Origin of the sequence: Streptomyces sp. AgN23 (assembly GCF_001598115.1) — a bacterium.
Classification (GTDB): domain Bacteria; phylum Actinomycetota; class Actinomycetes; order Streptomycetales; family Streptomycetaceae; genus Streptomyces; species Streptomyces antimycoticus.
In genome coordinates this window covers 8,623,890-8,650,756 of record NZ_CP007153.1, presented here as the reverse complement: position 1 = coordinate 8,650,756, position 26,867 = coordinate 8,623,890, and the positions used below count along the sequence as shown (strand labels likewise).

Sequence of the window (26,867 nt, the reverse complement as noted above, 5' to 3'; positions counted from 1 at the left end):
TCCGGCTTCGGGGGCCGCCCTCGGGTCGTCCGCGTCCTCGGGGAAGTTGAGCACGACGGAGAGCGGCACGGCAACCCGCTGCTGAGGCGAGATTACTGATCAACCGTTCGATGGGGAAAGGAAAAACGGAAAACTTCAATCCGGATCTGATCATGGAGACGTGCGCCGCAGGAGGATGTCGAGCACCTGCCACGGGCATCTGCCAGCGGCGCGATCCCCGCGCTGACCTCGACCCTCCAGAGGGTGGGCCATTGAAAGCGGCTCCGCTGAACCCGTCAGGATCCGCCTGCTGACGAGCCGCCAATCTTCTCCATGGACAGACGAATTGGGAAATCCCTCACGTCCGCGCGCCCGGCCGCCACACCGGGCGAGGAGACGGGACACACGTCCCGTCCGCTCCCCCTCCGGGCCGTCCGCTGCGCCCAGGAGATCGAAGCTCCCGCACCATTTTCTCCCTCATGCGTGAATTGCCATGAAGTGGGTACTCGGGCAGTCGGATCGCGGATCCCTCGAGATGCCATCTCGAGAAGGCATGAGGACGCACAGGACACATGAGGACGCACGGAGTGACCCCAATGGCCCCACCAGGTGCCGCCCACGATCTGCTGCTGCACCGCTGTCTGACCCTGTTCACCGGCTTCGACGGGATCGACGGCCAGGACGGGGCGGAGATACTGCGCCGGGCGATGGCCCAGGTCAGTGCGGTCGGAACCGGCCACGCCGAGGCGGGATACCTGCGGCTCGGCGAGGGCCTGGTCCGCTGTCCGCACGACGGTCAGCGAGCCACCGAGGCCCTGGACGCGCAGGTGAGGGAGCTGGCCGGACGGGACGGGCCGGTGCGGCTCCCCCGACGGGCCTGGGGCTGGGCCTTCGGGCTGCGCGCACCAGAGGGGCCGCGCGAACCGGATGGGCCGTGCGAGCCAGGCGGGCCCCATGCGCCGGACGGCCTGCACGGCGCCCTGGTCGTGAGCTACCGCGACCGGCCCGGCGAGGACGAACGGCTGCTGCTCACCCTGCTCGTACGGCAGACCGCCGCGGCCCTGTCCGCCGCCGCCGCGCACCACCGTGAGCGCGCCCAGGCCCTGGAGCTGCGGCGGGCGTGGGACGAGCGGGAGGCGATACGGCGGCGGCTGGACTCCTCGCTGGCCGATCTCTCCCAGCTGCGGGAAGTGCATGACGCCCTCGCCCGCTCGGCCGCCCACGGCGACGGCGAGGACGGGATCGTCCGCACGCTGTACCGGATCACCGGGCTGGCGGCAGCCGCCGAGGACCGGTTCGGCAACCTCCTGGCCTGGGCGGGCCCCGGCCGCCCGGACCCCTACCCCAAGCCCGATCCGCCGCAGCGCGAGGAGCTGCTGCGAGAGACCGCCCGCAGGCCGCGTCCGGTGCGGGTGCGGGACCGGCTGACCGCGGTGGCGGATCCGCGCGGCGAGGTGCTGGGCGTGCTGTGCCTGGTGGACCCGGACGGCCGGGCCGATGAGCGGGCCGTTCGGGCGCTGGACCACGCCGCGACCTCGCTGGGCCTGGAGCTGGCCCATCTGCGCGAGCTGGCCGAGGTGGAGCTGCGGCTGCGGCGGGAGCTGGTCGACGATCTGCTCTCGGGCGCGGACGACACCAGTGCGTACGCCCGCGCGGAGGCGGTCGGCCACGATCTGCACGGTCCGCACCATGTGATCGTGGTGCGCTGGAGCGACCGCCCGGCCGACGATGTGTTCCTGAAGTCCGTGAGCCGGGCGGCCACGGGCACGGGCCTGCGGATCCTGCCCGCCCTGCGCTCGGAGGCGGCGGTCCTGGTGGCCCAGAGCGCACCGGGCGAGCGGTCGCTGCACTCGGCGCTGAGCCGTGAGCTCGGCACGGACAGCGGGGCGATCGGGGTGGGCGCCTCCTGCGACACCCCGCACGAGGTGCACCGCTCGTACCAGGAGGCGCTGCGGGCGCTGGAGGTGCGCCGCCGTTCCAACAGCGCGAGCGGCATGACGTTCTACGACGACCTGGGGCTGTACCGGATCCTGCGCACCGGGAGCGACCACCGGGAGGTGGAGGGGTTCGTCCAGGAGTGGCTGGGCCCGCTGATGGGCTACGACGCCCTGCACCACACGGACCTGGTGGAGACCCTCTCCCAGTACTTCGACCGCGGCGGCAACTACAGCGAGACGGCCGCGGCGCTGGTGATCCACCGCTCGACCCTGCGCTACCGGCTGCAGCGCATCCGCGAGATCAGCGGAATCGATCTCGCGGACGTGGACAGCAGGCTCAACCTCCAGGTCGCCACCCGCATTTGGAAGGTCATGCGCAGCGGCCCCGAGTGAGCGGTGCGCCACCGGGCACCCGTGACCGACGCAACGACACGACACGACACGACGGCACGACACGACAAGGCGGGATGGGCGATGAGCGACAAGCACGAGAGCGTGGCACGCACCCTGCTCGACCAGCAGGGCACGACCTTCGCCACCCAGGCCGGGATCAAGCTCCGCGACACCCCCGGCCCGCTCTACCAGCTACTGGTCCTCGCGCATCTGCTGTCCGCGCGGATCAGCTCCGATATCGCCGTCGCCGCCGCCCGCGCCCTCTTCGACGCCGGGATGCGGGACCCGCGGCGGATGGCGGAGGCCACCTGGCAGCAGCGGGTCGACGCGCTGGGCGAGGGCGGCTACCGGCGTTACGACGAGCGGACCGCCACCCAGCTCGGCGAGGCGGCCGAGCTGGTGAACCGCGAGTACGGAGGCGATCTGCGGAGGATGCGCGAGGCTGGGGACCCGAAGAAGCTGCTGCCGGAGATCAAAGGCATCGGGCCCGCCGGGGTGAACATCTTCCTGCGCGAGGTGCAGGGCGTGTGGCCCGAGTTCGCCCCGTACTTCGACCGCAAGGCACTGGAGGGCGCCGAGCGCGTCGGGCTGCCGAAGAGCGCGGGGGCGCTGGGGCGGCTGGTGGCCGAGAAGGATCTTCCCCGGCTGGCCGCGGCCCTGGTCCGCGTCGCGCTCCACGCGGACGCCGCTCGCGAGGTGCGCGCCGCCGCGTAACGCGTCGAGGCGCCACGTAACGCGTCCAGCCTCCGCGCAACGCGTCCAGCGGCGGGCATGGGCTGTCTGGGAGTGCAGGGCGTCGAAGGTGACCACGGTGTCGGCCAGGTCGAGGTCGACGAGCATCGGCCGGAAGACGGTGATCTCGTTGGTCTTGGCGCCGACCTCACGCTGGGCTGCGACCAGGCCGGTCCCGGTCATCGCGGCCAGAAGGTGGACCTGGGTGCCGTCGACGCGGCGCGCGCCGCGAACGGTCTTGCCGTCCACGGCCAGCGAGCGGCGGGCGCGTCTGCCCAGGTCATGGTCGGGTGGCGGGCGGTCGGGGTCGCGGGCGGCGAGCCAGGCGCCGATCGCCGCGTCGAAGGCGTCGCCGTCCACGCGCTGCAGGATTCGGCGCACGGTGGCTTCGGCCGGGGCGGTGGGCCCGGCGGGTTCGCGGCTCGGGCCGCCGAGGGCGGTGAGCACGGCGGCCGGGGCGTCGGCTGCCCATTCCGCGATCGCGGTCAGGGATTTCGCGCCGGCCAGTACCGCGCACGCGGCGAGTGCGAGGACGAAGGCGAGGGGGTGGCGGCGCCCCTTGGCTCTACGTGGATCGGGAACGGTCGCGAGGCGGTCCAGCAGCTGCGGGTGTTCCCCGGGCTCGGCAGGGCGGCCGGTGGCGAGCCGGCCCAGGCCGGCGGGAATGGGCGATGATGATCGGGCAGGCACGGTCTTCCGCCTTGTGATGACAGCGGCCGAGATCCTTTCCCCGCGTACGGCCGCGGGTTCCCCGCTGGCGGGCGGTCCCCGCGGACGGCCGGTTGGACTCCCCACCGGAGGACTGGCCTGTACGCAGGGTGATCGTCGCCGAGGGATGACCCGGGCCGTGGTGGCGAGGGGCCCGGGCTGGGGTTACCCGGCGGTCGGCTCGGGGTGGATCTGCTCGATGCGGTCGCGCTTGGTGTACAGGTCCCAGTAGTGCTCGGCGAGGTCGTCGGGGTCGACGAGCGGGCCGACGCCTTCCGGCAGGGATGCGGCGGCGATCTCTCCCATCTCGCTGCGGGCGATGAACGCCGCGATGGACAGGGTGCCGGCGTAGGCGCCGATGTCGGCGAGTTCGCCGTTGAGGGAGTGCAGCCAGTTGCGGGCGGCGGACATCAGCGGGCCCACGCCGCTCATGTAGGGCCGCGGCGCCACGGCGGTGTGGCCGGTGGTCATCAGGAACGCGCCGTCGCCGCGCTCGGCCCATTCGGGCAGCACCGCGCGGACCACCTCGACCGGCGTGAACAGGAGAAGAGGGCTGTCCTTCTGCAGGGTGACGGCGTCCAGCTTGGTGGCGGGGGCGAAGCTCTGCTCACCGCTGATCGGCCCGTACTCGATGACGTCGATCCGGCCGAACCGTCCGCGGATGACGTCGATGAGGGCGGGTACCTCGGCGGGCTTGGAGAGGTCGGCGGTGAATCCGGCCGCGTCGATGCCCTCGCCGATGAGCTGTTCGACGAGTGCGTCGAGACGGTCCCTGCGGCGGGCGACGAGGGCGACGCGGAAGCCTTCGCGGGCGAAGCGGCGGGCGACGGAGGCGCCGAGCCCGGTGCCGGCTCCGAAGACGGCGATGACCTTGGACGTGTCGGGCATGGGGATGTCTCCTCGGGCTTTTTGGGGTGTTCTGGCTGTTCAGCAGGGGTTCGAGGTGGGGTGGGTCAGCCGCGGGCGTTCCACACCAGCGGGGCGCGGCGGATCCAGGTCTCCTCGTCGACGGAGTCGAGGAGGAAGCGGGCGAGGTCGGCCCGGTTGATCCAGCGTCCGGGCGTGGTGACGTTGGCATCGCCAGCGCGCAGGGGGCCGGTGGCGGGCCTGTCGCTGAGGGCGACGGCGCGGGCGAGGGTCCAGTCGGTGTCGGAGGCGCGCACGACCTGGTCGACGCCGGTGTGGTCGGTGAAGCCGACCTTGATGTTCGACAGGTTGATGAATGCCTTCACCAGCGGGTTGAGACGGGCCCAGTCGTCGCCGGCGCCCTGTGAGGAGGTCAGGACGATCCGGCGGATGCCCTGTTCGGCCATCACGGTCAGGGTGTTGCGGGCGGCGTCGGTCATGAACATCGGCGGGCTGACCGGCTTGGCCCAAGGGTTGCCGGAGGCGCGGGCGTTGTTCAGCACGCTGATCACCCCCCGGGTGCCGTGGGCGGCCTTGCGGATGTCGTCGATGTTCGCGGGCGTGCCCTGGATCAGCTCGACACCGGTCGGGGCGTGGACGGCGGAGGGGTCGCGGACGAGGGCGCGGACGCGGTGGCCGCGTTCGGCGGCCTGCGCCAGGACGTGGGTGCCGGTGCGGCCACTGCCGCCAAGGACGAGCAGGTCGGTCATGGGAAGTCATCGCCTTTCATGGGCGGAGGGCCGGGCGGCGGGAGCCGGCCGGGGACGGATTCGGAAGGATCAGAAGGAGTACGGGCCGAAGGGGCCCCAGGCCACCACGACGGCCAGGGCCAGCAGCACGGCGTTCATACCGATCGCGCTGTACTCCCGGCGGCGGACGTGGAAGGTGCCGGCCAGCACCATCACCACCGCGAGGCCGACGGCGGCGAGCGGGGTGAGGACCACCGCGACGCCGGTGGCGGCGGGCAGGACGAGGCCGAGCACGGCGGCCAGTTCGACCGCGCCGATCAGCCGGACCGTGCCCGGCGCGAGGTCCTTGGCGTAGGGAAGAGTGCCGGCGAGCTTGTGGATCGGCTGGGTCGTCTTCATGACGCCGGCCATCGCGAACACCGCGGCCAGCAGTCCCTGCAGGACCCACAGCAGGACGTTCATCGGACTCCTCGGTTCTGGATCACGGGGCTATGGGGGGATTCAGCCGTGTGCGGGGACGGCACAGCCGTCCGAGCCGCAGCCCGGGGCGTCACCGGCGACGGGGGTGAGGGGGTGGGTGTCGTCCCAAGCGGTGCGGAGCAGGTCGAGCAGGGTGTCGCTGTCCTGGGCACCGCGGACGCCGTAGCGGCCGTCGACGACGATGAACGGGGCACCGGTCGCGCCGAGGCGCTGAGCGTGGGTCGCGTCGTCGCGGACCTGTTCGCGGTAGCGGCGCTGGGCGAGGGCCTGTCGGGTCTGCTCGCGGTCCAGGCCCAGGGTGTCGGCGAGGGCGAGCAGGTCGTCCGGGGAGAAGACGGGCTCGGCCTTGCCGAAGTAGGTGTCGAAGATCGCGTCCCACGCTTCGCGGTTCTTGCCCTGGGCGGAGGCGTGGGCGAGGAACTCGTGGGCCAGGTCGGTGTTGCCGACCTGGTTGTCCAGCACCCGGTAGGGGCTCAGTCCCTCGGCCGCGGCCAGTGCCTCGATCCGCCGGGTCGACGTCTCGGCCTGACTGCCGCCGACACCGTGCCGTCGCAGCAGAGCCTCGCGGACGGAGAAGGTGCGGTCCTCGGGGAAGTGGCTGCTGAGCGGGAACGAGTGGTGGACCACCTCCACCTCGCCGGCGTGCTCGAACCGCTCCACGGCCTGCTCCAGGCGGTGATGGCCCAGCCCGCACCAGGGGCATGTCACCTCGGACCAGATGTCCACCTTCACCGCGCACCTCCAATTCTTACGACTTGTTCGTAACGCCATGGTGAACCAGTATGGAAGGAGGTACAAAAGGCACATCCGTGTGCGTGCCGGAGAGGAATGTGCGTGATGGAACGGGCAAGCGAAGTGGCGACGACCGGTGAAGCGAAGGCGGTCGGGGCGGCGGCGATCGGGCCGTGCGCGGCGATCCCCGCCGAGCACATGGCCTTCATCCGCGAGGTCCTGGACCGCGTCGGCGACAAATGGAGCCTGCTGCTGATCGCCGTCCTGGAGCCGGGCCCGCTGCGCTACACCGACCTGCAGCGCCAAGTCCCCGGGATCTCCCAGCGCATGCTCACCCTCACCCTGCGCCAACTCCAGCAGGACGGCCTGATCTCCCGCACCGCCTACGCCGAAGTGCCCCCGCGCGTCGAATACACCCTGACCCCGCTCGGCCGCGGCCTCCACGAGATCGCCACGTCCCTGGTCGGCTGGGCCGCCGCCCGCCACGACGAGATCCGTGAGAACCGGGCCCGCACGACCTCAGCGCAGCCGAGTACGACTGCACGCGCCTGAGCTACCGGAGACCGTCACCGACGGTAGCGAAACACGCGGCCACCCGACTCCGCATCGGTGGCCGCGGGTGGAGGATTCCCACTGGCCACCGACATGGTGATCAGGGACTCGACACCTCATGATCACTCGGAGGCCGTGCCTGCCTCCGTTCCAGCCCGATCCGCGAACCCCACGGCCACGTCAGCTGCCTGAACCGGCATCAAGACGGACACATCACCTGAACGACGCCGCCCTGTGGTCCAGATGGGCTGAATTCACTCCGGTGATTTCCAGCTCACCACGGACACTGGGCTTCAATTCCTTGGCGATCTTCGCGACTCGATTGTCGTAGGAATGCGGCCCCGGAACGGCGTAACGGGACTTGGGTTGGGCCGGTTTCTCCTCGATGGAACGGACCTTGCCCTCGTCATCCAAGCCGACCACGCCATATGCTCTGGGGTCGGAAACCGGATAGGCGAGCCCCCGGGCAGCCTGGACGCAGGTATGGTTCCGTAGCCGCGTTCCCAGTCCGCTGCCATGAAAAATATTGTCGCCCAGGATCAGGGCCACGAACCGCTCTCCCATGAATTCCTCGCCGAGAATGAACGCCTGCGCCAGCCCTTCGGGCTTGGACTGGGACGCATAAGCGAGCTCGAGTCCCCAGTGTCGACAGCGGATAATAGATCACCGGCCCGTCATAGACGGGCATGAGTTGCTTGGACACTGCTTTAGTGATCGGCCAGAGCCGTGAGCGGGTACCACCGGCGAGAATGATGCCGCGCATGGAGTGCCACTACTCATGATCGCCGGGCTCTTGATCGCATCCGAGCCGGGTCGGACTCGCGGTGCTGCGACGGGGGCGTGAGTGTTTCCTCACGCCCCCGTCTCCGCTACCAGGGGCTACCAGGGCCAATCGCCGCAGAGGGCGAAGCCGTCGCACTGGCTCGGCTCGGATCGGCGGTCATCCAGGCTGCGGAGCAGCCTCTCCAGATAGTCGTCCGGGGACTCGGCGGCGGCCGGGCTGTCCCAAGCGGCGTCCGGGCCGGCCCAGGAGGCGTCCGCTTCCTCGGCGGCCTCCAGCGCTCTGGAGGCGTCCAGTTCTCTGGAGGCGTCCAGTTCTTTCGTCACGTCGCTCAACGTCGGGCCTTCCGTTCCGCGGAGCCGCTGGGGCGCGAATGGCGGCCCGGAAGGCCAGGCGTGCAGGCCGCGGACACAAGGGCCGTACGGGTGGCGGCGATCGGCGTGACACTGCGCACGGACATTCCGGCGGTCGCCATCTCCGCGCCGAACTCGTCCGGGCCCGGCAGGAAGCCCGAGCCGTTCGCCAGCCAGTCGATCGCGGAGGCGGCCTCCTCCGGCGACGGCGCACCCGCTGCCGTACCGGGCAGGAAGTCGTGCACCACGACCGGGTCGCCCTCCGCCAACGCCGCCCGGACCCGGCCCAGCAGCTCCGCCCGCGCCGAGGCGTCGAGCAGGTGCAGGACGTGTGACAGCAGCGCGCAGTCGTGCCCCGCCGGGACGGGGTCGCCGCGCAACTCCCATGGCTCCAGGGCGATCCGGTCGTCCAGCCCGGCATCCGCCACCGCGCGGGCGGTGTGCTCCAGCATCTCCCGGCGGTCGTACACCGTGACTCTGAGACGCGGGTACATCCGGCACAGCAGAATGGCGTAACCACCGCTGCCGCCCGCCAAATCGGCCAGGTGGGCGCGGTCGCGCCACAGCGGCAGCCGGGCCAGGTGCGGTGCGCTGGCCCGGGCGCCGCGCAGCATGGCCTCGGCCAGCGCGCCCACATAGCGGTCGTCGATCTCCGGCGGGCGCCGGCGCCCGCGCAGCGCGGCGACGATCCCGGTGCCGTTCAGATGGTCTCGGGTGGCCCATCCCTCGATGCGCAGCAGGGGCAGCGCCCCGCTCGTCACCTCGGCCTGAAGGGCCTCGTCGAGCGCGAAGTGATCACCATTCCGAGTGAGAATTCCATTCCATACCAGAACGGTGAGGAAATTATATGCCATGGTCCGGTCAATCTTGGCCCGGTCGGCGATCTCGGCCGGAGTCAGAGGTTCTCTCGCGAGTTCCGTGAGCAACCCCAGCTCGTCCGCAGCTTCGATCATGGCCAGAATCTTTCTGGCACGGACCAACTCATCCAGAGCGTGAATGCCAGCCTCCCCCGTAGTCCCCCGTAACTACAGGGCAGAGTCTGTATCACATAAAAATCCATGTCAAGGTCTTGGATGTCGACTGGAGATCGACAGAAGATCGGCATCCGACCGGGCCGTTCCAGCGTTATGTCTGTGCTCCGACAAGAAAGGGCTTACCCGGGTTGCCGCCCTGCTCAGCACCCTAGTGGAATCGAAAGTTCCGATTCCGAAAGAAGGTTCAAATCTTTGGAAAGCCGGGGCCACGGCGCTCGGCAATACCTCGATTTACGGCAGGCCGAGATCGCGGGTAACGCCACCATCGGGCGATGACCACGCTTTCTCCGGTACCGATCCCCAACGGTTTTACGCTATCGTCGCTCCGCCAGAACATTGACTGGCCGAATCGATCGAAGGAGTATTCCGGTGAGTGTGAAGTTTCTGGGTCTTCGAACGGTTGTCTATCCGGCGCGCGACCTGGAGGCCGCCAAGCTCTGGTGGAACTCGACCCTCGGTCATGAGCCCTACTTCGACGAGCCGTTCTATGTCGGCTACGACGTCGGTGGCTACGAACTCGCGCTCGACCCCGACGGCGACCCCGACGAAGGCCCGATCGTCTACTGGGGCGTGGACGACGTGTCCGACGCCGAGGCGCAGTTGCTCGCCGCGGGCTGCGAGTCCCGCTCGTCCTGCCGCGAGGTCGGCGGCGGCATCGAGGTCGCGGTCGTGCGCAACCCCACCGGCGATCTGATCGGCCTCATCTACAACCCGCACTTCCAGGCCGCGTGACCACACCCCGGGCCGGGCGTCAGCCGCGGGTGGCCGGGCGGCCGGTGCCGCGCCGCCCGGCCCCGGCGTCGCACGGCCCGGGTCGGTGGGTCAGACCCGCGAACTGACGGCCGTACGACGGATCTCGCGGGCGAACGCCCCCAGCCGCTCCAGCCCCTCCGCGACCACCGCCGGGGCCGTCGCGTAGGTGATGCGGACGTGTCCGGGCGCGCCGAAGGCGGTCCCGGGGACGAGGCCCACGCCGGTGGTCTCCAGGAGCCGGTCGCAGAAGTCGTCGGCCGTGGCCAGTGGCCGTCCGCCGTGGTCGCCGCCGAGGAGGCGGGAGATCTCGGGGAAGAGGTAGAACGCCCCGGTCGGCAGCAGGCATGTGATGCCATCGATCGCGGTCAGTTGGGCGTGGGCGCTGTCGCGCCGCTCGCGATACCCGGCCAGCCGCCGCCACGGTACGTCGTCGAGCGCGCCGAGCGCCGCATGCTGCGCGACGGCGGCCACGTTCGAGGTGGACTGGCTCTGGATGCGCCGGACGAGGGCGCTGATCGCGGGGGACGCCACCGTGTAGCCGACCCGCCAGCCCGTCATGGCGCATGCCTTGGACACCCCGTTGACCAGCACGGTCCGCTCCCGGAGGGCGGGGAACGCCGTCATGCTGGGCGCGGTGCCCTCCTCGTAGAAGAAGTGCTCGTAGATGAGGTCCTCGACCACATACAGGTCGTACCGCTCGACGACCGCGGCGAGTTCGGCCAGTTCCCGCTCGGTGTAGGCCGCGCCGGTCGGGTTGCCGGGGCTGTTGAGGACGACGGCCTTGGTGCGCGCGGTGACGGCCTCCTCGAGCCGTGCGGCGGTGAGCTTGTACCCGGTGTCGGCGTGGGTGGGCACGATCACGGGAGTCGCGCCCACCGCCCGCACCTGCTCGGGGTAGGTCACCCAGTAGGGAGCCGGGACGATCACCTCGTCGCCCTCCTCGCACAGCACGAAGAACGCGTTGTACAGCGCGTGCTTGGCCCCGGCCGACACCACGATCTGGTCCGGCCCGACGTCCAGGCCGTTCTCCTCGTGGAGCTTGCGCTGGACCCGGGCGCGCAACTCGGGCAGCCCGGCGACGTCGGTATAGCGGTCGACACCCGCCGCGAGGGCGCGCAGCGCGGCGGTGCGGCCGCCCTCCGGCATGGCGAAGTCGGGCTCTCCGACGCACAGGTTCAGCACTCGCTCGCCCGCGCGGACGCGTTCGTTGAGCCGTGCGTTCAGCGACAGGGTGGGCGACGGACGGATGGCTGTGGCGTGGCGGGACAGGGCCTTCATGCTGACCTCTCGGCGGTGGGCGATGACCGGATGCGGGTGCGGAGCGCCGCGGGTCGCCTGCGGCTCCCGACACCGCCGGCCGGGCGGCTGCCACCCGGCCCGACTCAGTCCATCAGATTCGATGACTATAGTGATTGTCAACGTTTGTTCGGTTTGCTCGGAAGATTATCCGGGACCGCCCAGGAGGGGTCCCGGGCCAGACCGGCCATCCCTCAGGCACCTTGACTTTAGTTAATCGAGGGGCCTAGAGTCGCCACATCCGCCTGCCAGCGTCGTCGGTGTTCCGGAAGGCGGCCTCTCGATGTCCGCCAAGGTGCAGGGGGGATGCGGGCGTGTCGGAACAGGAATCGGGGGCGGAGGCCGCTTCGGTCGGTCCGTTCCCCTCAATCGGCTCGGAGCGAGACCCCGAGGCGACCGCCGCGGCGCTCGCGGACGCGGTCTCCGCCGGCTGGTCCTGCGTCGTTACCGTGGGTGTCCCGCTCTGCTCGGATGGGACCAACGCCTGGTTCGGGTCGGGGATTTACGACCCCTTCAGCGAGCGCACGCTGCTCACGCCGCCCGAGGGACTCAGCGCGGAGGGAGAGTCCGATCTGCGCTTCGCGCAGGCCGTTGCCGAGCGGCTGCAGGCGCTGCGGACAGCCGGGCCGGGGTCGGTGACCTTCTCGCTCTCGATCTTCGACGGCAAGATGGTCCACGGCATCGGGCGCGCGGCGGCGCGGCGCATGCACTCCAACATCACCGCAGACCCCGAGGAGTTCCTGCCTCCCGCCGCGCTGGCGCTGTACCACGCGGTGGGCGGGCGGCTCGCGTTCGACTTCTCCCTCAACTACCGCAAGCTCGGCGACCGTTTCGTGGATCGGCTGCGCGGCGAGGTGCGTCCGGTCATTCCGTCCGTGCCCACGGGGCGGCTGATCGATCTGTTCCTCGGGACGGGCTGTGTCCCGCTCCGCCGCGTGGACGCCTCGCAGCCCACCCCCGGAATGGGCCAGGTGCTCTGCGCGACGCCGAATACGCTCTCGGTCGGTCAGCACCTGGCCGACCTCTCGCCGCTCGACGGGCGCGGCCGCATCCAGACCGGCCCGGAGGCCGTTCCGCTGACCAATGAGAACGGCGCCTATATATGTGAGGTGACCGCGATCGGGCGGCTGCTGGCGATGCTCGCCCACGCCCCTGCCCCCGCGGACGGCGGTGGCGTCCTCACGCTCAGCGTCCTCAACACCCGCGACCCGGGAAACCACAAGATCCACCGGATGAGCTGGTCGGCGGGCGAACTGGTCACGGCGTTGCTGCCCTATCTGCGGCCGGATTCCTGGGCGCGCCGGCCCCTGGTGCACTGGGCCTCGGTGACGGACGGCGAGACCTCCGCGGCCATCGGCTCCGCCCCCGACACCCTGGCGCGGCAGGGTTTCCTGGCCGGCCTCAGGGCACGGATCCAGCGGTCGTCCTCACCGCGCCGCCGCGAGGAAATCATCGCGGGTGAGCTGGAGCGCATCCGGATGAGGGTGCAGAACGCCGATCCCGCCAAGGCGCCCCTGCTGTTCCTCTACGGGCCGGGCGACTACGGCAGCTACCGGGCATCCGGGGTGCCCGCGCCGGACGGCACGAGCGCGGCGTCGGACGGGGTGAACCGCCCGGCGCCCGACACCGCGCTCTCACAGAGCTGCTTCCTGAACTGATCAGGCGACGCATTCCGCTCGGATAGCAGTTCCGCTCAGGCGACCAGTTCGGCTCAGGCGACCAGTTCCGCGATGATCCGGGCGGCGGCCTCCGGCCGGTATTCGCGGCGAAGCCGCCCGGCGACGTCTTTCGCGGCCCGCCGGTAGCGGTCATCCGTGAGCAGCCGCCGGAGTTCCGCTCGGAGAGCGGCCACGGACGCATCGAGTCGAAGGTGACGGCCCGCGCCCAGATCGGCGGCCCGGCGGGCGTTGTTGAACGCGTCCTGCTCGAAGGGGAGCACCAGCACGGGGACCCCGAAGGCCAGGCCCCGTACGAAGGTGCCATGACCGCCGAGCGGCACCAGGACAGAGCTTTCGGGGAGCAGCTCCTCGATGGGCCGATATCCGGTGGCCCGGGGTGACCGCCGCGATCCGCGAGACCCTGGGCCTGGACCATATGACGCTGCGGCAGCTCCCGTTCCGCGAGCAACCGGTGATCTATCCGAAGTGGGGCGCGTGAGCCCGAAGCGCCGGGCGGGGCGAGCGGGTGGTCAGGCGGGGCGCAGCCGGCGGGGCAGCGACGCCACCACGATCTCGTAGGACTGCCCGAGCAGTTCGCGCACCTCTTCAGCTTCGAGGCCGCCGCTCAGCAGCACGGTGACCCAGTGCCGCTTGTTGAGGTGGTAGCCGGGCAGCACCGTGTCCGGGTGCTGGGCGCGCATCGCGAGGACCTCGTCGGGCGGCAGCTTCAGGCTGACACGAGGCGGTACGGCGCCCTCGCTGAGAAGGGCGAAGATCTTGCCGCCGACGCGGTAGACGGCCGGCGAATCGCCGAAGGGGAAGTCCTCGGCCGCGCCGGGCAGGGCGAGGCAGTGCGCGGTGACGTCGTCGGGTTTCACGGTGCGAGCCTATCCACGGGCGGTGGCACCCGGACGGCTATCGCGGCCGGACGCCGACGGCGATGAGGCTGCTGGCGTCCAGGTGGGAGTGGCCGGCGGCCGCCATGTCGGCCTGCAGCCGGTCCCGGACGCGGCCGAGCTGTTGTTCGTCCATACCGAGCACAAAGCGGCGCGGCGCCGCGCCGAGCAGGAACATCCAGGCGTCGTCGCCGAGCAGGGGAACGCGGTAGTCGACCCGGTGCACCGCGACGTCCACGAGCCCCAAGGAGCGCAGCCAGGCGGCGAGCCCGTCGGCCGAGTCCACTCGGGTGCGCGGGTCGGGGGCGGCCGGCGGTGCGGGCAGCGGGCGGACCGCGGAGGCGGCCTCGCGTGCGCGGCGGACCATGGTGTCCATCCCGCCGCCGACCCAGGTGCTCAGGGCTATCCGGCCGCCGGGGCGCAGCAGGTCCACCAGGTGGCGGGTGCCGGCTTCCATGTCGGGGAAGAAGAACACGCCGTAGCAGCACTGGACGAGGTCGTAGGGCGCGTCCGCGCGCCATGCGGTGACGTCGCCGCGGTGGAACCGCAGATGGGCGAGACCTTGCCGGTCCGCCTCGGCCCGGCCCTGGTCCAGCAGGGCACCGGCCATGTCGACGGCGTCGACGTGGCCCGTGGCACCGACGGCGCGGGCGGCGGGCAGGGCCGACGCGCCGGAGCCGCAGCAGGCGTCCAGGACCCTCTCCCCCACGCGGGGCCGGGAGACGCCCGTGGCGAGCGCCCCCAGCGGCCCCCACAGCCGCGAATACCAGGAGGCGAACTCGCGGCGGGTCTGACTGAACAGCGCGCCCACCGGGAGGGTGGGCACGGCGGATATGACGGTCATGGTGTCTTCGAGTCCTTCCAGTTCCACCAACGCAGCTTTTCCGGCTCCCTGCCGCCCTCGGCGTAGTACACGGCGCACCGGAAGACGTAGAGCATGCAGCGGTCCACATAGGCCCCTTGTTCGAGCATCAGCCGGTCGTACAGTTCCTCGGGGTCCTGACCGACGAGTTCCTCGACGCGGTGGATGCCCATGCCGTGCAGGTCGCCCTCGACGGCCTTGCCGACGCCGGGGATCTGCCTCAGGTCGCTCTCCATGCGCGTGCTCCTCACTCTCCCAACGCGCGGTCGCGCATCGCGAGCGACAGTACGAGAGCGAGCAGCAGGACGGGCACCGCGACGAAGAAGACCGTGCCCAGCGAGTCGGCGTAGGCCTCGGTGAAGCCCTGCCGCAGGTTCTCGGGGAGCTTGTCGAGCGCGTCGGCGGTCAGATTGGTCATGGACTGGGCACCGTCGCCGGGCACGTGCCGGGGCAGTTCGGTGGCCAGCCGCGCCGAGAACACCGCGCCGAACGCCGAGATCCCGAAGGAGGCCCCGACCAGCCGCGCGTAGGTGACCGCCGCGGTCACCGCACCGATCTGGGCGGGCGGCGCGCAGCCCTGTACGGCCACCATGAACACCTGCATCGACAGGCCGGAGCCGACGCCGAGCAGCACCGAATAGACCACCACGAGCGGCCAGGGCGTGTCGGCGTCCATGGTGGACAGCAGATACGACGCCAGCGCCGCGACGGCCATGCTGGCCACCGGGAACCAGCGGTATTTCTTGGTCTCGGCGATCCGGCGGCCGACCAGGGTGGAGGCGACGAGCAGGCCGAACATCATCGGGATCAGCAGCAGGCCGGAGGTGACGGCCGAGGCGCCCGAGGCGGCCTGAAGGAAGAGCGGCAGGAAGTTGACGGTGGCCAGGATCGCGAATCCGGCCAGCATGGTGATCGTGTTCGACAGCACGAAGGTGGAGTTGCCGAACAGGCTGAGCGGGATCATCGGTTCGGCCGCGCGCCGCTCCACCACGATCCACGCCGGGATGAGCACGACGATGGCGACGATCAGCGCGATACCGCGCGTGGACAGCACCGCGTCCAGGCTGCCGACGCGCCCCGCCAGCAGCGCCACGCAGACCGACAGGGCCGCCAGCAGCGCGGCGCCCGTGTAGTCGATCTTCGGTCGGCCTCGGGTGGCCGCGGTCGGCAGCAGGAACGCCACCACGGCGAGGGTGAGCAGGCCGAGCGGCAGATTGACGTAGAACACCCAGCGCCAGCCGATCGCGTCGGTGACGGCGCCGCCGACCAGCGGTCCCGCGACGCTGGCCACGGCGAACACGCTGGTGGAGTACCCGGCGTACTTGGCGCGCTCGGCGGGCTCGAAGAGCTGGCCGATGAGGGAGAAGGAGGCGACCACCAGCGCGCCGCCGCCGATGCCCTGGATCACCCGGAAGGCGATCAACTGGCTCATGTTCCCGGCCAGTCCGCACAGCATCGACCCGGCGATGAACACCACGACGCCGCCGAGGTACACCAGGCGGTGGCCGAACAGGTCGCCGAGCTTGCCGCCGACGATGGTGGTGATGCTGAGCGTGAGCCCGTACCCGGTGAACACCCAGGCGAAGTGTTCGAGCCCGCCCACGTCGTGCACGACGCTCGGCAGGGCCGCGGCGACCACGGACTGGTCCAGGGTGGACAGCAGCATCCCGAGCAGGATGCCGCCGAAGACCCACAGCCGACGGCTGAGGCTTGGGGGGGCCGCCGCCGGGGCGGGCGCCGTCGTTTCAGCGGTCACAGAGCTACTCCCTTGGGGGGTTCGGCGGTCGCCGGGCCGGCCCAGTGGAGGGAAGGGACCGGATCGGCGGACCGGGAGTCGAGCGGACGGTCCTGGACATAGGCGAGGCCCAGCCGCAGCGCGGTCTCGGCTTTGGCCAGTTCACCGCCCAGGTAGCCCGCGTGGGCGGGGTCGTCGGTGAGCCCGTGGGCCACCGCCGCGAGGGTGAGGGCCGTCGCGCTGCGGCTGCGCAGTTCGTGCCCGCTCGCCAGGTCGTCGCCATAGTGCCGCAGCACGATCCGGCCGGCCGGGCGGTCGAGGGAGATGACGAAGCAGCCGCCGCCGGCCGAGGCGATCGGACGGACCCGGCCGACCGCGGCCAGCGGCACCAACCGGGGCATGCTGGCCGCCAGTTCCTCCCCCAGGACACCGGCCACGCCGTCATCGCCGTTCACATCGCCCGCCCCGTCCGCACCGTCGGTGTGGCGGGGCAGGGCGTCGACGGCGGCCAGCACGGCGGCCGGGTCGTCCTGGCCGCGCAGGTCATGGACGGCGATCCGGCGGCGGAAGGCGGCGACGACGGGCGGCCGCAGATTGGGGAGATGGGCCCGGTGGCCGTGTGCGCCGATGATGGTGCCGTCGGGCGCGGTGCCGTGCGCGGCCAGCGCCAGCAGGCTCTGACCGGGGTGGAACACCCGGGAGTCGTGCCCGCACACCACCAGATGCCGGACCGCCGGACGGGCGAGGGCGCCCCTGACGAGTTCCTCGATCCCCAGGTTGGCGGTGGCCAGCGGGGCCGCGACCGCCACCCGGGGATGTCCGGTCAGCCGCGCGGGCAGCGTATGCGTGCGCAGCGTGCAGACCGCGACGTCGGCGGGCCGGTGGTTCACCACGTGGGGGCACCCCCGTTGTACGAGCGGGGCGCGCCGCCGGGGGTCACGGGCGGGAGGCTGGAGCTGATGGCGGTGACGTCCGCGCCGAACCGGTGCAGCCGCATCCCGACGCGCAGCTGCTCGGCGCGGATGCGGTCGATGCAGGTGCGGAAACGGGCCTCGATCTGCTCCAGTTGGCGGCGGCGCTTGGCGGGGTCCAGGCGGTCGGTGAGGACGTCGTCGAGGTTCTCCATGAAGAACTCGTGGTTCTGCCGCCCCATGTCCTGGCGGGTCTCGTGCAGGAAGTCCTTGAACCGCTCCAGGACCTCCATCGCTCCCGGAAGGGCGTGAAAGCGGCGGTAGAGCCGGGAGACGAAGGTCTGCACGACGACGTTGAACGTCTCGAACTCGAACACCGCCGACTGATCGGTGATGACGCCGCGCTTGTGGTAGTCCTCGTCGTTGTAGAGCGAGGCGAAGTGGACGGCGAGCCGCTCGACGCGCTCATCGCTGTGGCGGTAGTCGTAGGGGTCGAGATTGTCCTCGTAACCGGGGCCGAGAAGGCCGTCGTCCGCCAGCTTGCGGGCGATGGACGTGCCCGGGTAGACCTCCAGCCGCTCGGTGAGACGGCGCAGGTTGTGCCCGGCGTGCTCGCGCAGGAAGTCGGCGTTCTGGGTGAGGGTCTCCACCGTGGCGTAGGGGTGGAACGGAATGAACCCCATGGCCAGATAGATGCCGTGCTCGCGCAGCAGCCGGATGATGCTGATGTTGTCCTCGACGGTGGCGCGCTTCTCCCACAGCAGCAGCTCTTCGGGGACGCCGGATTCGATGCCGACGTTGACCTTCTCCAGGCCGCTGCGGACGAGCAGGTCGAGCAGGTCGTGGTCCTCGGCGCAGTCGGACCAGTTCTCGGCGCGCATGCAGACGTTGTAGTAGATGTCGAGACCGCGGTCGAGGATGCCCTCGGCGATGGCGCGGACACGTTTTTTGCCGACCCGGCCGCCGTCGGGGTCCTCGAAGGTGGAGTCGATGAAGTCGAACGTGCGGAACCGGTGGTCGCGGACGAGCTGCTCCACCTCGTCCAGGACGTAGTCGGGGCCGACCCCGCGCCATGCCTTGCCCGCCTGGACGCGGTTGCCGAGGTTGGGGGCCGAGCAGAAGGTGCAGCGGGCGACGCAGCCGCGGCTGGTGCTGACCCGGACGTATTCGAGCTTGTTGCCGTGGGCGATGAGCTGATCGCGGACCGGGTACGGCAGCACCTCCAGGTTGTGGACGAGCGGGCGGGCCGGGTTCTGCCGGTATCCGCCGTCCTCGTCCCGGTAGCCGATGCCGGGGCAGTCGGCGATGGCCTCGCCGAGGGCGAGCCGCTGGGCGAGGTCCAGGATGATGGGCTCGCCCTCGCCGACCGCGACGATGTCGGCGTGCGGGTTGACCCGCAGCACATCGGTGCCGGTGAACGTCCCGGCGGGGCCGCCGCAGGCGATGACCACCTCGGGCATCTCCTTGCGCAGGGCCGCGCAGAACTCCACGCAGCTGGGCACGTTCAGGCTCATCAGCGTGAAGCACACCAGGCCGGGGGCGTAGGCGGCGATGGCGTCCACGACCTCCTGGTGGTGGCCGTGCTCGGCCTCGCGGATCTCGCAGGAGAAGCCCGCCGCGCGCAGCGTCGCGGCCATATAGGCGACGCCGAGGTGCTCGGGGGACATCACCAGGTCGCCATCCAGCAGGATCACGAAGCTCACCCGGAACGCGGCCGGGTCGGTGATCCGCGCGTCGAGCGCTATCTCGAAGTGTCCCGGCTTCTCCCGGGGTGCGAGCCCGAGCTCTTTCCCAGACGTCAGCATCGGTTGTCCTCCTCGTTCCGCGGCCGCATGACCCGCACGTCGGTGCCCTCGGTTCCGGGTGGCGGGTCGATGCCCAGGGAGGCCAGGACGGTCGGCGCCACGTCTCGCATGTGCAGGGGGTCGGTGCCCTGGTCGCCCCGGCACCAGAAGGTGGCGTCCGGGCGGGTGTGGGTGCCGGTCAGCGGGGCGTCCCCGATGATCCGGTCGGTGGCCCACGCGCCCCGGATCTGTACGCCGGGCGCGGGCATCACGACCAGGTCGGGGGCGTCGTCCGCGTACGGCCCGGCGTAGGTCTTCGGCCCGGAGAGCACCTCGGAGACGACCGGGGTGCCGGCGCCGCCCTCGGCGATCCGGCCGTCCTCGGTGAGCCGCAGAGCGAGCAGCCGCGCGGTCAGCTCGCCGGGGTCGGTGGGCGGTCCGCCGCGGGGGAAGCGGTCGGCGGTGTTGAGGTGGATACGGCCGGGGTCGAGCGCGAACGCCCGGGTGCGCTCGTCGATCTCCTCCAGGGACTCGGCGCCGGGCGGCAGCGCGAGATACCCGGCCCGCCGCAGCCAGGCGTTCAGATAGAACTGCGTATGCGCCGGGCCGAAGCCGTGGTCGCTGGCGAGGAACAGCGCGCCGTCCCCGGCACGGTCGGCCAGCTCCGCCACGGCCTCGTCCACCCTTCGATAGAAGTCGAGGACGCGCCCGTGGAGCCGGGCGGCGGGGTCGGTGAGCGAACTCCACAGGAAGTGGTGGACGCGGTCGGTTTCGGTGAGCACGCACACCGCCAGGTCCCAGCCGCCGGACAGGACATGGGCGAAGGCGGCGCGGCGGGCGGCGAGGGCGGCCTCCACCCGGTCCAGGAACCCGTCCGGGTCGGCTGTCACCTCGCCGACCTCGACATCGAGCTGGTAGTCCAGCGCGCGCAGCGGTCCGCGCAGCTCGGGCGGGTACACGGCCCGGTCGAAGTCGGGGGCCACGAACCCGGACACCAGCGTGCCGCGCAGCGGCGGCGCGGGGTAGGTGCTCGGCACGTTCATGATCACGCTGCGGCCGCCGGCGCGATCGACCGCCTCCCACAGCGGCGGGGCCTTCAGCTGGCCGTAGTTGGGGAAGTAGGTGCGGTAGGTGCCGGGCCGCAGGTCCACGAATCCGTAGATGCCGTGGGTGCCCGGGTCGGTCCCGGTGAGGAAGCTGGCCCAGGACGTGGAGCTGATCTCGGGGACGGGCGCGCTCATCGCGCGCAGGCTCCCCTGCGGAAGCAGGCCCGCGGTCCTCGGCATGACGCCCTGGTCGGCCAGGTCGCGCAGCAGCCAGTACGGGACGCCGTCCAGCCCGATCACCATCGCGCTCATCGCCGGTCCTCCCCCGCGATCTCGTCCACGATGCCCAGGCCGAGGATGCGGACGGCGCCGTCGGTGAGCATGAAGCGGCCCAGCGGCGCGCACACCCGTACGTCGTCGCCGTCGGCGGGCCGGTCGAGCATCACGGTCAGCTCGGCGACCTCGCTGAACCGCACCGGGCCCCGGTCGGTCGCGTCCGGGGCGCGCCGGGCGCTGTCCCAGTGGCGCTCCACCCGGGCGATGCGGCCGGACAGGTCGGCGCCGGCCCGGCGCAGGGTGCAGCGGGCGCCCTCGGCGAACCCGTCCTCGGCGGTGCACAGCACGCGGACCCGCCACCGGTCGCCGCGCAGCGGCCGCCGGTCGGAGGGGGCCAGCAGGGTGCCCGGCGCACACGGCGGCCCGGACAGCACCAGCCCGATGTTGTCGCCCGTGGTGGCCGACTCCTGGGGCGGCTCGCCGAAGCGCTCGATGCGCAGGGCGGTGCGGGCGTCCTCGCCGGGTGCGACGAGGCGGTCCCCGATGCGCAGTTCACCGCTGAGCACACGGGCCAGCACCCGGCCCTCGACGACGTCCTGGGCCTCGACCCGCAGCGGCGCGCCGCCGTCGCCCCAGGGGGTCAGGTCGGCGAGGGTGTCGAGCAGGGGACGGCCCGCGTACCAGGGCAGGCGTGCACTGGCGGCGGTGACGTTGTCGCCGGTCATCGCGCTGACCGGGACGGCGGCCACCAGCGTCAGGCCGATCTCGTCGGCGAGCGTGGCCACCTGCCGGGCGGCGGTGTGGAACTCCGCTTCCGCCCAGCCGGCCAGATCCATCTTGGTGATGGCGCAGACGACGGCGGTGACGCCCATCATCGCCAGGACCCGCATATGGCGCCGGGTCTGCTCGGCGGCGCGCTCGCGGCAGTCGACCACGATGACGGCGGCCTCCGCGCGGGACGCCCCGGTCGCCATGTTGACGAGCAGTTCGGCGTGGCCGGGCACGTCGATCAGCACATACCGGCGGCTTCCGGTCTCCAGGACCGCGCTGGCGGTGTCGAGGGTGAACAGGTCGGCGCGCTCCTCGGTCAGCCCGTCGAGCAGGAACGCCAGCCCGCCGTCCTCGACGGGCACGTCCAGCCGGTCGGTCGTGACGCTGCCGGTGTCCAGCAGGAGCCGGCCGAGCAAGGTGGACTTGCCGTGGTCCACCTCCCCCACGAACGCCACGCGCAGGGTGTCGGCGTCACGGGCGGTGGCTGCGGGGGTCGGTCCCCCCTCGGGCAGTACGGGTGTCGTCACTGATGCCGCCTCACATGTATCCGAGGGCGCGGAGCTTCTCCATCGCCGCCGCGTCTTCCTTGTCCTGCGCCCGGCCCGCGCGCTCACCCTCGCGGGAGCGGCGGACCTCGATGACCACGTCGGTGACCGTCCCGGCGTCGCTGCGCACCGGGGAGCAGCAGCACTCGCAGCCGATCGACCGGTAGCGGTTCCCGTCGTTCGCGAAGTACAGATCGGGGACGGGGATGCCCTCCTGCCGCACGTACTCCCAGATGTCGATCTCCCGCCAGGAGAGCATCGGGTGGACGCGCATATGGCCGCCCTCGTCCACCGCGGCCTGCCGCAGGTCCCAGAATTCGGCCGGCTGGTTGCGGTAGTCCCAGCCGAAGGACCGGTCCCTGGGACTGAAGACCCGCTCCTTGGCGCGCACCCCGTGCTCATCACCGCGGATGCCGAGCAGCACGGCGTCGTGTCCGCCGGTCTCCAGGGCCTCTTGGAGGGCGTTGGTCTTCAGGGCCGTGCAGCATGCGAGCTTGGTCGCGGCGGTCGGGCCCATCCCCGCGGCCAGCGCCTTCTCATTGCGATGCACCCGCAGGTCCAGGCCCCACTCCCGCGACCAGCGGTCGCGGAACTCGTACATCTGCCGGAACTTGTAGGAGGTGTCGATGTGGATGACGGGGAAGGGCACGTCCCCGAAGAACGCCTTGCGGACCAGCCACAGAAGCGTGGTCGAGTCCTTGCCCATCGACCACAGCAGGGCCGGGTTGGCGAACCGGCCGCGCACCTCGCGCAGCACCTGCACCGTGTCGTTCTCAAGGTCGCGCAGCGCCGAAGGCACTCACGTCACCCCTTTCGGAAAGAACCCCCACCACGAGGGGATGACAGCCCCGGAACCGCCCGGGGAACCGGCCGTTCGGCCTGGTCAGGCCGATGGACAGAAAGCAGGGCCCCGCCAGGTCGGGCAGCGGCCCCTCCAGCGGCGCCGGGAAGGCGCGGACCAGTCGCGCGTCGCGCACGATCCAGTCGTGCTCCGCACCCGACCCGTCGGTGAACTCCAGCCGCAGGAAGGAGCGGCCGCCGGTGGAGCGCCGCCCGTAGATCCGGCGGACGTCGGCCGGCACCAGACCTGCGCTGCGCCCGCCCGCGAACGCCTTCTCCACGGTCGCGTCGGCGGTGTCCTTCAGCAGCCGCTCGCGCATCGCGGGGTCGAGGGCCGGGCCGGCGGGCCGGGGAGGCGCGATGACGGCCCGGTCCTCGGGCCGGGCGTTTGGCTCGGTGCTCGGGCCGAGGCCGATCCGGACGGGATGGAAGAACGCGTACGGACCCTCGGGGCCCACCTGCCCCGCGGTGACGGGCTCGGGGCGGATCCAGCGGCCGTCCAGGTCGAGGCCCGCGACGCAGGCGCCGCCGTCCGCGTCGAGCGTCACCGCCAGGGGCAGGAGGGTGCCGGTCATGAGGCACCCGCCGGGGCCGGTCGGAGCGCGGGGGCGGTCAGTGCCGTGCCGGGCAGGTCGGCGGCGGGGTCCAGGCCGAGCATCGCCAGCAGCGTCGGCGCGACGTCCAGCGGCCGCGCCGGGCCGCCGCGCCCGGCGGTGAACGCCGCGCCCGCCCCGGCCCAGTAGGAGTCGCGCCGGTGCCAGCCGCTCTGCAGCATCCGGTTGGTGCGGCCGGACCAGAACGGGTCGCCCAGCGGCAGATACCGCCAGTCGGCCGGGTCGAGTACGAGGTCGGGCGCGGCGTCGGCGGCCGGGCCGCCGTGCAGCTCCTCGCGCGGGACGGCGCGGGTGAGAAACCGCGTGCCGGTCGCCGGGTTGATGTGCTCCTCCAGGACGGCGGCGACATCGGCCAGCACCCGGGCGCGGTCCGCGGGGCGGACGGTGCCGTCCCGGTAGCGGCCCGTGAGGTTGAGGTTGACGCCCTGCGCGCCCTGCACCGCCTCGAACGCGGTCGTCCGCGACCAGTCGGGCGTGCCGTCCGGGCCGAGGGTGAGCAGCCCGGCCGCCGCCAGCGCGTCGTTGACCGACCGGTAGGAGCGCAGGGGCCCGAACCCGATCTCGGAGAACGCCAGCAGGCTGGTGTGGTCGTCGAGCCGCTCCAGCAGTTGGCCGAGCACCCGGTCGGCCAGCCGGTAGGCGCGCAGCACCGCCTGGTCGGCCTCGGGGACCGGGCTGCCCGGCTCGGTCTCCTGCCAGTACACATGCGAGAGCCGGTCGATGGCGGTGAGGTTGAGGACGGTCAGGTCGGGGCGGTCACCGACCCGGCCGTCCAGCATCGCCAGGGCCGCGTCGGCGCGCTGCCGGTCGGCGTTCAGAACACCGCCGACGAACGGGTCCTTGGGGCCGCCGGTGAACCAGACGGTGACATCGTGCACCGGCCGCACGCCCTCGCGGGCCAGCAGCACCGGCAGATTCCGCGGATGGCAGGCCCGCACGGTGGCGCGCATCGGATAGCTGAGGCAGTACCCGTCGACCGGCTCCACCGGATGGGTGCCGAACAGGTTCACCAGCGCGACCCGGCGGCCCGTCAGCTCCGGCCGCCGCCACAGGAACGGGCGGCGGGCGGCGGAGCCGTCGAGCACGGCCGGCCGGTAGTCGGGGGCGTGTACGTCCCAGTAGGAGAAGCACCCGTGCTCATCGGGCGCGAATCCGGTGAACGCGCTGAACAGCCCGGGCGCCTCGTAGGGGACGAAGTCCGATCGCAGCGGCCCGCTCGCGCCGAGCGCGCGCAACCGGTGCAGATGCGGCAGCCGCTCCGGGCCCCACCGGTCGATCAGTTCCGGGCACGCCCCCTCGGTGATCAGGACGATGGCCCGTGCCCGGGCGCTCATCCGCGTCCCCCGTCCGGCCCGGCCAGCCGCAGCGCGGCGGCCGAGCCGCCCGGTGCGACGGTGGACACGATCGCGGCCGCGCCGGGCTCGACGGCGACCCGCGCGACCGCCGCGACGAGGGCCAGCAGCGGCCCGGCGGCCAGCGCGCCGCCGAGCGCCTCGGGCTGGAAGCCGGAGGCGAGCAGCTTGACCTCGCCGGTGTCGGACAGATTGCCCTTGCCCACGTGGTACGAGAGGTGCGGCCGGTCGGCGCCGTCCGCGCCGACCGCCGTCAGAGCGCGGGTCAGCGCGCCCGCCGCCTCGGTCCGGTCCGGCGGCTGGGGCTCCGACCAGCTCGCGCACCCCGTGACGACCGCGCGCGCCGGCGCGCCGCGCTCACGCGCGCCGTCGGCGCGCTCCAGCACCACGCATGCCGCGCTGTCCGTCGGCTCCTCCACGGCACGGCCCTGACGGCGCGCCAGCAGCCGCGCCGCGTCGCGGGTCGGGGCGTCGCCCGCGTCGCCGCCGCCCGCGATCACGATGTCGCAGGCCCCGGCCGCCAGCAGGGCCCGGCCGACCTCCACCGCCTGCAGACCGGCGGCCGGTCCGCTGATCAGGGTGACCATCGGGCCGGTGGCACCGGCGGCCCGGCACACCAGAGTCGCGGCGAGCTGCGGCCCGTGGTCCAGGGACATCGACGGGGTGATCCGCGTCGGATCGGCGGACAGGTGCGGGCACAGCGTCTCGGCCATCGCGCTCAAGCCCCCGACGGCCGTGCCCATGACCACCGCCACCCGGCGGCCGGCGAGCGGCCCTTCGGCGGGCAGGGGTACCGGCAGGCCCGCGTCGGCCATCGCCTGCGCCGCCGCGCCGAACCCGAGCTGCGCCGAGCGGCTGAGGTACTGGTAGCCGGCCGCCGCGTCGATGTGGTCCAGCACGGAGAACGGCCGGGTCCGCTCGGGTGCGGCGTTGGGCCCGTAGGCGGCCTCCAGGGCGTCCGGGCCGTCGCCGAGCCGGCTCACCGCGCCGGTCCCGGTCACCACCACGTCGGGGACGGGCTCGAACGCGTCCTGCGCGGCGGAGGCGGAGTCCCGTGGGCGGAACGCCAGGACGGCGTTGGTGCCGCCACCGCCCAGCGAGTTGGAAACCGCCGCGCGGATCCGCTGCGGGCGGCCGCGCAGCGGGACGTAGTCCAAGGTGAGCGCGGGGTCGATCCGGTCGAGCTTGGCCGTGGGGTGCACCCACTGCTCGGTGAGGCAGTACACGGTCGCGATCGCCTCGATGACCGGGGACGCGGCGGCCAGGTGCCCGACGATCGACTTGGTGCTGCTGATCGCGACCTGGCCTGCCCGGTCGCCGAAGACCAGCTTCGCCGAGGCGGTCTCCAGCCGGTCGATCAACGGGGTCCCGGTGCCATGCGCGTTGAAGTAGTCGATGTCCTCCGGCGACAGCCCGGCGTCGGCCAGGGCCAGCCGGATCGCCTCGGCGTTGGACGCGCCGTCCTCCGGCGGGATGATCGCGTGCGGGTTGTCGTCGCAGGTGATGGCCCAGCCCGCGAGCCCGGCCAGCGGGGTGCCGCCGCGGGCGGCCACGTCGGCGGCGCGCTCCAGGATCAGCGCCCCGGCCCCGTCCCCGAGGACGCTGCCGTCCCGGTCGGCATGGAAGGGGCGCAGGTCGTGGCCGACGAATCCGGCGCGCTCGGCTCCCCAGTAGGAGGTGGCCTTGAGGTGGTCGGCGCCGACCACCACGGCCCGGTCCACGGTGCCCTGACGCAGCGCCAGCAGCGCCATCGCGGTCGCGGTGGTACCGGACGCGCACGCGTTCGTCACCGCGTAGCGGGGCCCCTCGACGCCGAGCCGGTGCGCCAGCACATCGGCGAGCACCCCGATCGGGAAGCGCACCATCGCCTCGGCCAGCTCGTCGTCCACCTGCGGGTCGGCCCCGGCCGCCAGCGCCCGGCGGGCGGCCAGGAAGTCGTCCCAGCGGTCCTCCAGCGCCCGGTTGTCACCGCCGGTCGTGCCCACGTACAGGCCGGTGACGCCCGGTGCGGGCCCGCCCGCCTGCGCGAGCGCCTCGCGGGCGGCGTCCACGGCCATGTCCGACAGTCGCCAGGGGCCCGTCCGGCGTGGGTCCTCGATCTGGGCCGAGCGGTTCTTGCCGCGCGCGACCGCGATGCCGCGCAGCTCGTGCAGGCCCGACTCGCCCTTGCGCAGCGCCTCGAACAGCGCGGTGCAGCCGTCACCGAATACGGTGACCGCGCCCATGCCCGTGATGACCACCGGGAAGCTCAC

Annotated in this window: 25 protein-coding genes and 2 pseudogenes; 5 read left to right on the top strand and 22 right to left on the bottom strand. The window is 72.1% G+C overall.

The annotated features are described in order from the left end of the window. Positions 1 to 575: 575 nt before the first annotated feature. Positions 576 to 2,309: a helix-turn-helix domain-containing protein gene (locus AS97_RS37610; protein ID WP_210566456.1), complete on the top strand. Its 1,734-nt coding sequence runs from the start codon at positions 576 to 578 to the stop codon at positions 2,307 to 2,309. A gap of 81 nt (positions 2,310 to 2,390) precedes the next feature. Further along, positions 2,391 to 3,023: an endonuclease gene (locus AS97_RS37605; protein WP_210566455.1), complete on the top strand. Its 633-nt coding sequence runs from the start codon at positions 2,391 to 2,393 to the stop codon at positions 3,021 to 3,023. A gap of 111 nt (positions 3,024 to 3,134) precedes the next feature. Here AS97_RS37605 and AS97_RS37600 read toward each other — a convergent pair. The 5 genes and pseudogenes from AS97_RS37600 to AS97_RS37580 form a co-directional block, all read right to left on the bottom strand. Further along, positions 3,135 to 3,731 (bottom strand): annotated as a pseudogene (locus AS97_RS37600) (transposase family protein); the annotation flags it as partial. A gap of 183 nt (positions 3,732 to 3,914) precedes the next feature. Next, positions 3,915 to 4,637, bottom strand: a complete 723-nt coding sequence (locus tag AS97_RS37595; RefSeq protein ID WP_210566454.1) for an SDR family NAD(P)-dependent oxidoreductase — start codon at positions 4,635 to 4,637, stop codon at positions 3,915 to 3,917. 65 nt (positions 4,638 to 4,702) lie between these two features. Beyond that, positions 4,703 to 5,365, bottom strand: coding sequence for an NAD(P)H-binding protein (locus AS97_RS37590; RefSeq protein ID WP_210566453.1), 663 nt, complete (start codon positions 5,363 to 5,365; stop codon positions 4,703 to 4,705). Between the two features lie 69 nt (positions 5,366 to 5,434). Next, complete coding sequence (locus tag AS97_RS37585; protein ID WP_210566452.1) at positions 5,435 to 5,806, bottom strand: DoxX family protein; 372 nt, start codon at positions 5,804 to 5,806, stop codon at positions 5,435 to 5,437. A 39-nt stretch (positions 5,807 to 5,845) separates the two neighbouring features. Beyond that, positions 5,846 to 6,550 carry a DsbA family oxidoreductase gene (locus tag AS97_RS37580; RefSeq protein ID WP_236670260.1) on the bottom strand — a complete coding sequence of 235 codons (705 nt, stop codon included), beginning with the start codon at positions 6,548 to 6,550 and terminating at the stop codon, positions 5,846 to 5,848. A 111-nt stretch (positions 6,551 to 6,661) separates the two neighbouring features. Here AS97_RS37580 and AS97_RS37575 point away from each other — a divergent pair, with 111 nt between their 5' ends. Next, on the top strand, positions 6,662 to 7,108 hold the full coding sequence (locus AS97_RS37575; RefSeq protein WP_210566451.1) for a helix-turn-helix domain-containing protein: 447 nt from the start codon (positions 6,662 to 6,664) through the stop codon (positions 7,106 to 7,108). Between the two features lie 213 nt (positions 7,109 to 7,321). On the opposite strand, the pseudogene AS97_RS37570 reads toward AS97_RS37575, so the two are convergent. The 3 genes and pseudogenes from AS97_RS37570 to AS97_RS37560 all read right to left on the bottom strand — a co-directional run bounded on the left by AS97_RS37570 (position 7,322) and on the right by AS97_RS37560 (position 9,195). Next, positions 7,322 to 7,871 (bottom strand): annotated as a pseudogene (locus AS97_RS37570) (sugar phosphate nucleotidyltransferase). A gap of 116 nt (positions 7,872 to 7,987) precedes the next feature. Beyond that, positions 7,988 to 8,215 carry a hypothetical protein gene (locus tag AS97_RS37565; protein WP_210566450.1) on the bottom strand — a complete coding sequence of 76 codons (228 nt, stop codon included), beginning with the start codon at positions 8,213 to 8,215 and terminating at the stop codon, positions 7,988 to 7,990. A 5-nt stretch (positions 8,216 to 8,220) separates the two neighbouring features. Continuing rightward, positions 8,221 to 9,195: a class I SAM-dependent methyltransferase gene (locus AS97_RS37560; RefSeq protein WP_210566449.1), complete on the bottom strand. Its 975-nt coding sequence runs from the start codon at positions 9,193 to 9,195 to the stop codon at positions 8,221 to 8,223. A gap of 450 nt (positions 9,196 to 9,645) precedes the next feature. Between AS97_RS37560 and AS97_RS37555 the strand changes: the two genes are divergently transcribed. Beyond that, on the top strand, positions 9,646 to 10,008 hold the full coding sequence (locus AS97_RS37555; protein WP_059145793.1) for a glyoxalase/bleomycin resistance/extradiol dioxygenase family protein: 363 nt from the start codon (positions 9,646 to 9,648) through the stop codon (positions 10,006 to 10,008). 90 nt (positions 10,009 to 10,098) lie between these two features. On the opposite strand, the gene AS97_RS37550 is transcribed toward AS97_RS37555, so the two are convergent. After that, the gene (locus AS97_RS37550; RefSeq protein WP_210566448.1) at positions 10,099 to 11,307 is read right to left on the bottom strand and encodes a pyridoxal phosphate-dependent aminotransferase; all 1,209 of its coding nucleotides are present in this window, start codon (positions 11,305 to 11,307) and stop codon (positions 10,099 to 10,101) included. A gap of 332 nt (positions 11,308 to 11,639) precedes the next feature. On the opposite strand from AS97_RS37550, the gene AS97_RS37545 reads away from it, so the two are divergent. Next, positions 11,640 to 12,983, top strand: a complete 1,344-nt coding sequence (locus tag AS97_RS37545) for a hypothetical protein (RefSeq protein ID WP_210566447.1) — start codon at positions 11,640 to 11,642, stop codon at positions 12,981 to 12,983. A gap of 53 nt (positions 12,984 to 13,036) precedes the next feature. Here AS97_RS37545 and AS97_RS37540 read toward each other — a convergent pair whose 3' ends face one another. The 13 genes from AS97_RS37540 to AS97_RS37475 form a co-directional block, all read right to left on the bottom strand. Further along, complete coding sequence (locus tag AS97_RS37540; RefSeq protein ID WP_247204612.1) at positions 13,037 to 13,324, bottom strand: nucleotide disphospho-sugar-binding domain-containing protein; 288 nt, start codon at positions 13,322 to 13,324, stop codon at positions 13,037 to 13,039. A gap of 189 nt (positions 13,325 to 13,513) precedes the next feature. Beyond that, the gene (locus AS97_RS37530; RefSeq protein WP_086705992.1) at positions 13,514 to 13,861 is read right to left on the bottom strand and encodes an MmcQ/YjbR family DNA-binding protein; all 348 of its coding nucleotides are present in this window, start codon (positions 13,859 to 13,861) and stop codon (positions 13,514 to 13,516) included. Positions 13,862 to 13,898: 37 nt separating this feature from the next. Beyond that, positions 13,899 to 14,723, bottom strand: a complete 825-nt coding sequence (locus tag AS97_RS37525; RefSeq protein WP_086705993.1) for a class I SAM-dependent methyltransferase — start codon at positions 14,721 to 14,723, stop codon at positions 13,899 to 13,901. Then, on the bottom strand, positions 14,720 to 14,977 hold the full coding sequence (locus AS97_RS37520; protein WP_059145788.1) for a helix-hairpin-helix domain-containing protein: 258 nt from the start codon (positions 14,975 to 14,977) through the stop codon (positions 14,720 to 14,722). The genes AS97_RS37525 and AS97_RS37520 overlap by 4 nt, the downstream gene beginning before the upstream one ends. An 11-nt stretch (positions 14,978 to 14,988) precedes the next feature. After that, the gene (locus tag AS97_RS37515; protein WP_210566446.1) at positions 14,989 to 16,497 is read right to left on the bottom strand and encodes an MDR family MFS transporter; all 1,509 of its coding nucleotides are present in this window, start codon (positions 16,495 to 16,497) and stop codon (positions 14,989 to 14,991) included. After that, positions 16,494 to 17,369 (bottom strand): hypothetical protein, encoded by an 876-nt coding sequence (locus tag AS97_RS37510; protein WP_210566445.1) that lies wholly within the window; start codon positions 17,367 to 17,369, stop codon positions 16,494 to 16,496. Before AS97_RS37510 ends, AS97_RS37515 begins: the two co-directional genes overlap by 4 nt. Continuing rightward, on the bottom strand, positions 17,363 to 19,192 hold the full coding sequence (locus tag AS97_RS37505; RefSeq protein ID WP_059145785.1) for a radical SAM protein: 1,830 nt from the start codon (positions 19,190 to 19,192) through the stop codon (positions 17,363 to 17,365). The genes AS97_RS37510 and AS97_RS37505 overlap by 7 nt, the downstream gene beginning before the upstream one ends. Continuing rightward, positions 19,186 to 20,529: an alkaline phosphatase family protein gene (locus AS97_RS37500; RefSeq protein ID WP_059145784.1), complete on the bottom strand. Its 1,344-nt coding sequence runs from the start codon at positions 20,527 to 20,529 to the stop codon at positions 19,186 to 19,188. Before AS97_RS37500 ends, AS97_RS37505 begins: the two co-directional genes overlap by 7 nt. Next, positions 20,526 to 21,791 (bottom strand): GTP-binding protein, encoded by a 1,266-nt coding sequence (locus AS97_RS37495; protein WP_161500482.1) that lies wholly within the window; start codon positions 21,789 to 21,791, stop codon positions 20,526 to 20,528. Before AS97_RS37495 ends, AS97_RS37500 begins: the two co-directional genes overlap by 4 nt. Positions 21,792 to 21,801: 10 nt before the next feature. Next, positions 21,802 to 22,608 carry a sulfate adenylyltransferase subunit CysD gene (cysD, locus tag AS97_RS37490; RefSeq protein WP_059145782.1) on the bottom strand — a complete coding sequence of 269 codons (807 nt, stop codon included), beginning with the start codon at positions 22,606 to 22,608 and terminating at the stop codon, positions 21,802 to 21,804. Continuing rightward, on the bottom strand, positions 22,583 to 23,224 hold the full coding sequence (locus AS97_RS37485) for a hypothetical protein (protein ID WP_210566444.1): 642 nt from the start codon (positions 23,222 to 23,224) through the stop codon (positions 22,583 to 22,585). Before AS97_RS37485 ends, cysD begins: the two co-directional genes overlap by 26 nt. Next, positions 23,221 to 24,597 carry an alkaline phosphatase family protein gene (locus AS97_RS37480; protein ID WP_210566443.1) on the bottom strand — a complete coding sequence of 459 codons (1,377 nt, stop codon included), beginning with the start codon at positions 24,595 to 24,597 and terminating at the stop codon, positions 23,221 to 23,223. The genes AS97_RS37485 and AS97_RS37480 overlap by 4 nt, the downstream gene beginning before the upstream one ends. Beyond that, the gene (locus tag AS97_RS37475) at positions 24,594 to 26,867 is read right to left on the bottom strand and encodes a beta-ketoacyl-[acyl-carrier-protein] synthase family protein (protein ID WP_210566442.1); all 2,274 of its coding nucleotides are present in this window, start codon (positions 26,865 to 26,867) and stop codon (positions 24,594 to 24,596) included. The genes AS97_RS37480 and AS97_RS37475 overlap by 4 nt, the downstream gene beginning before the upstream one ends.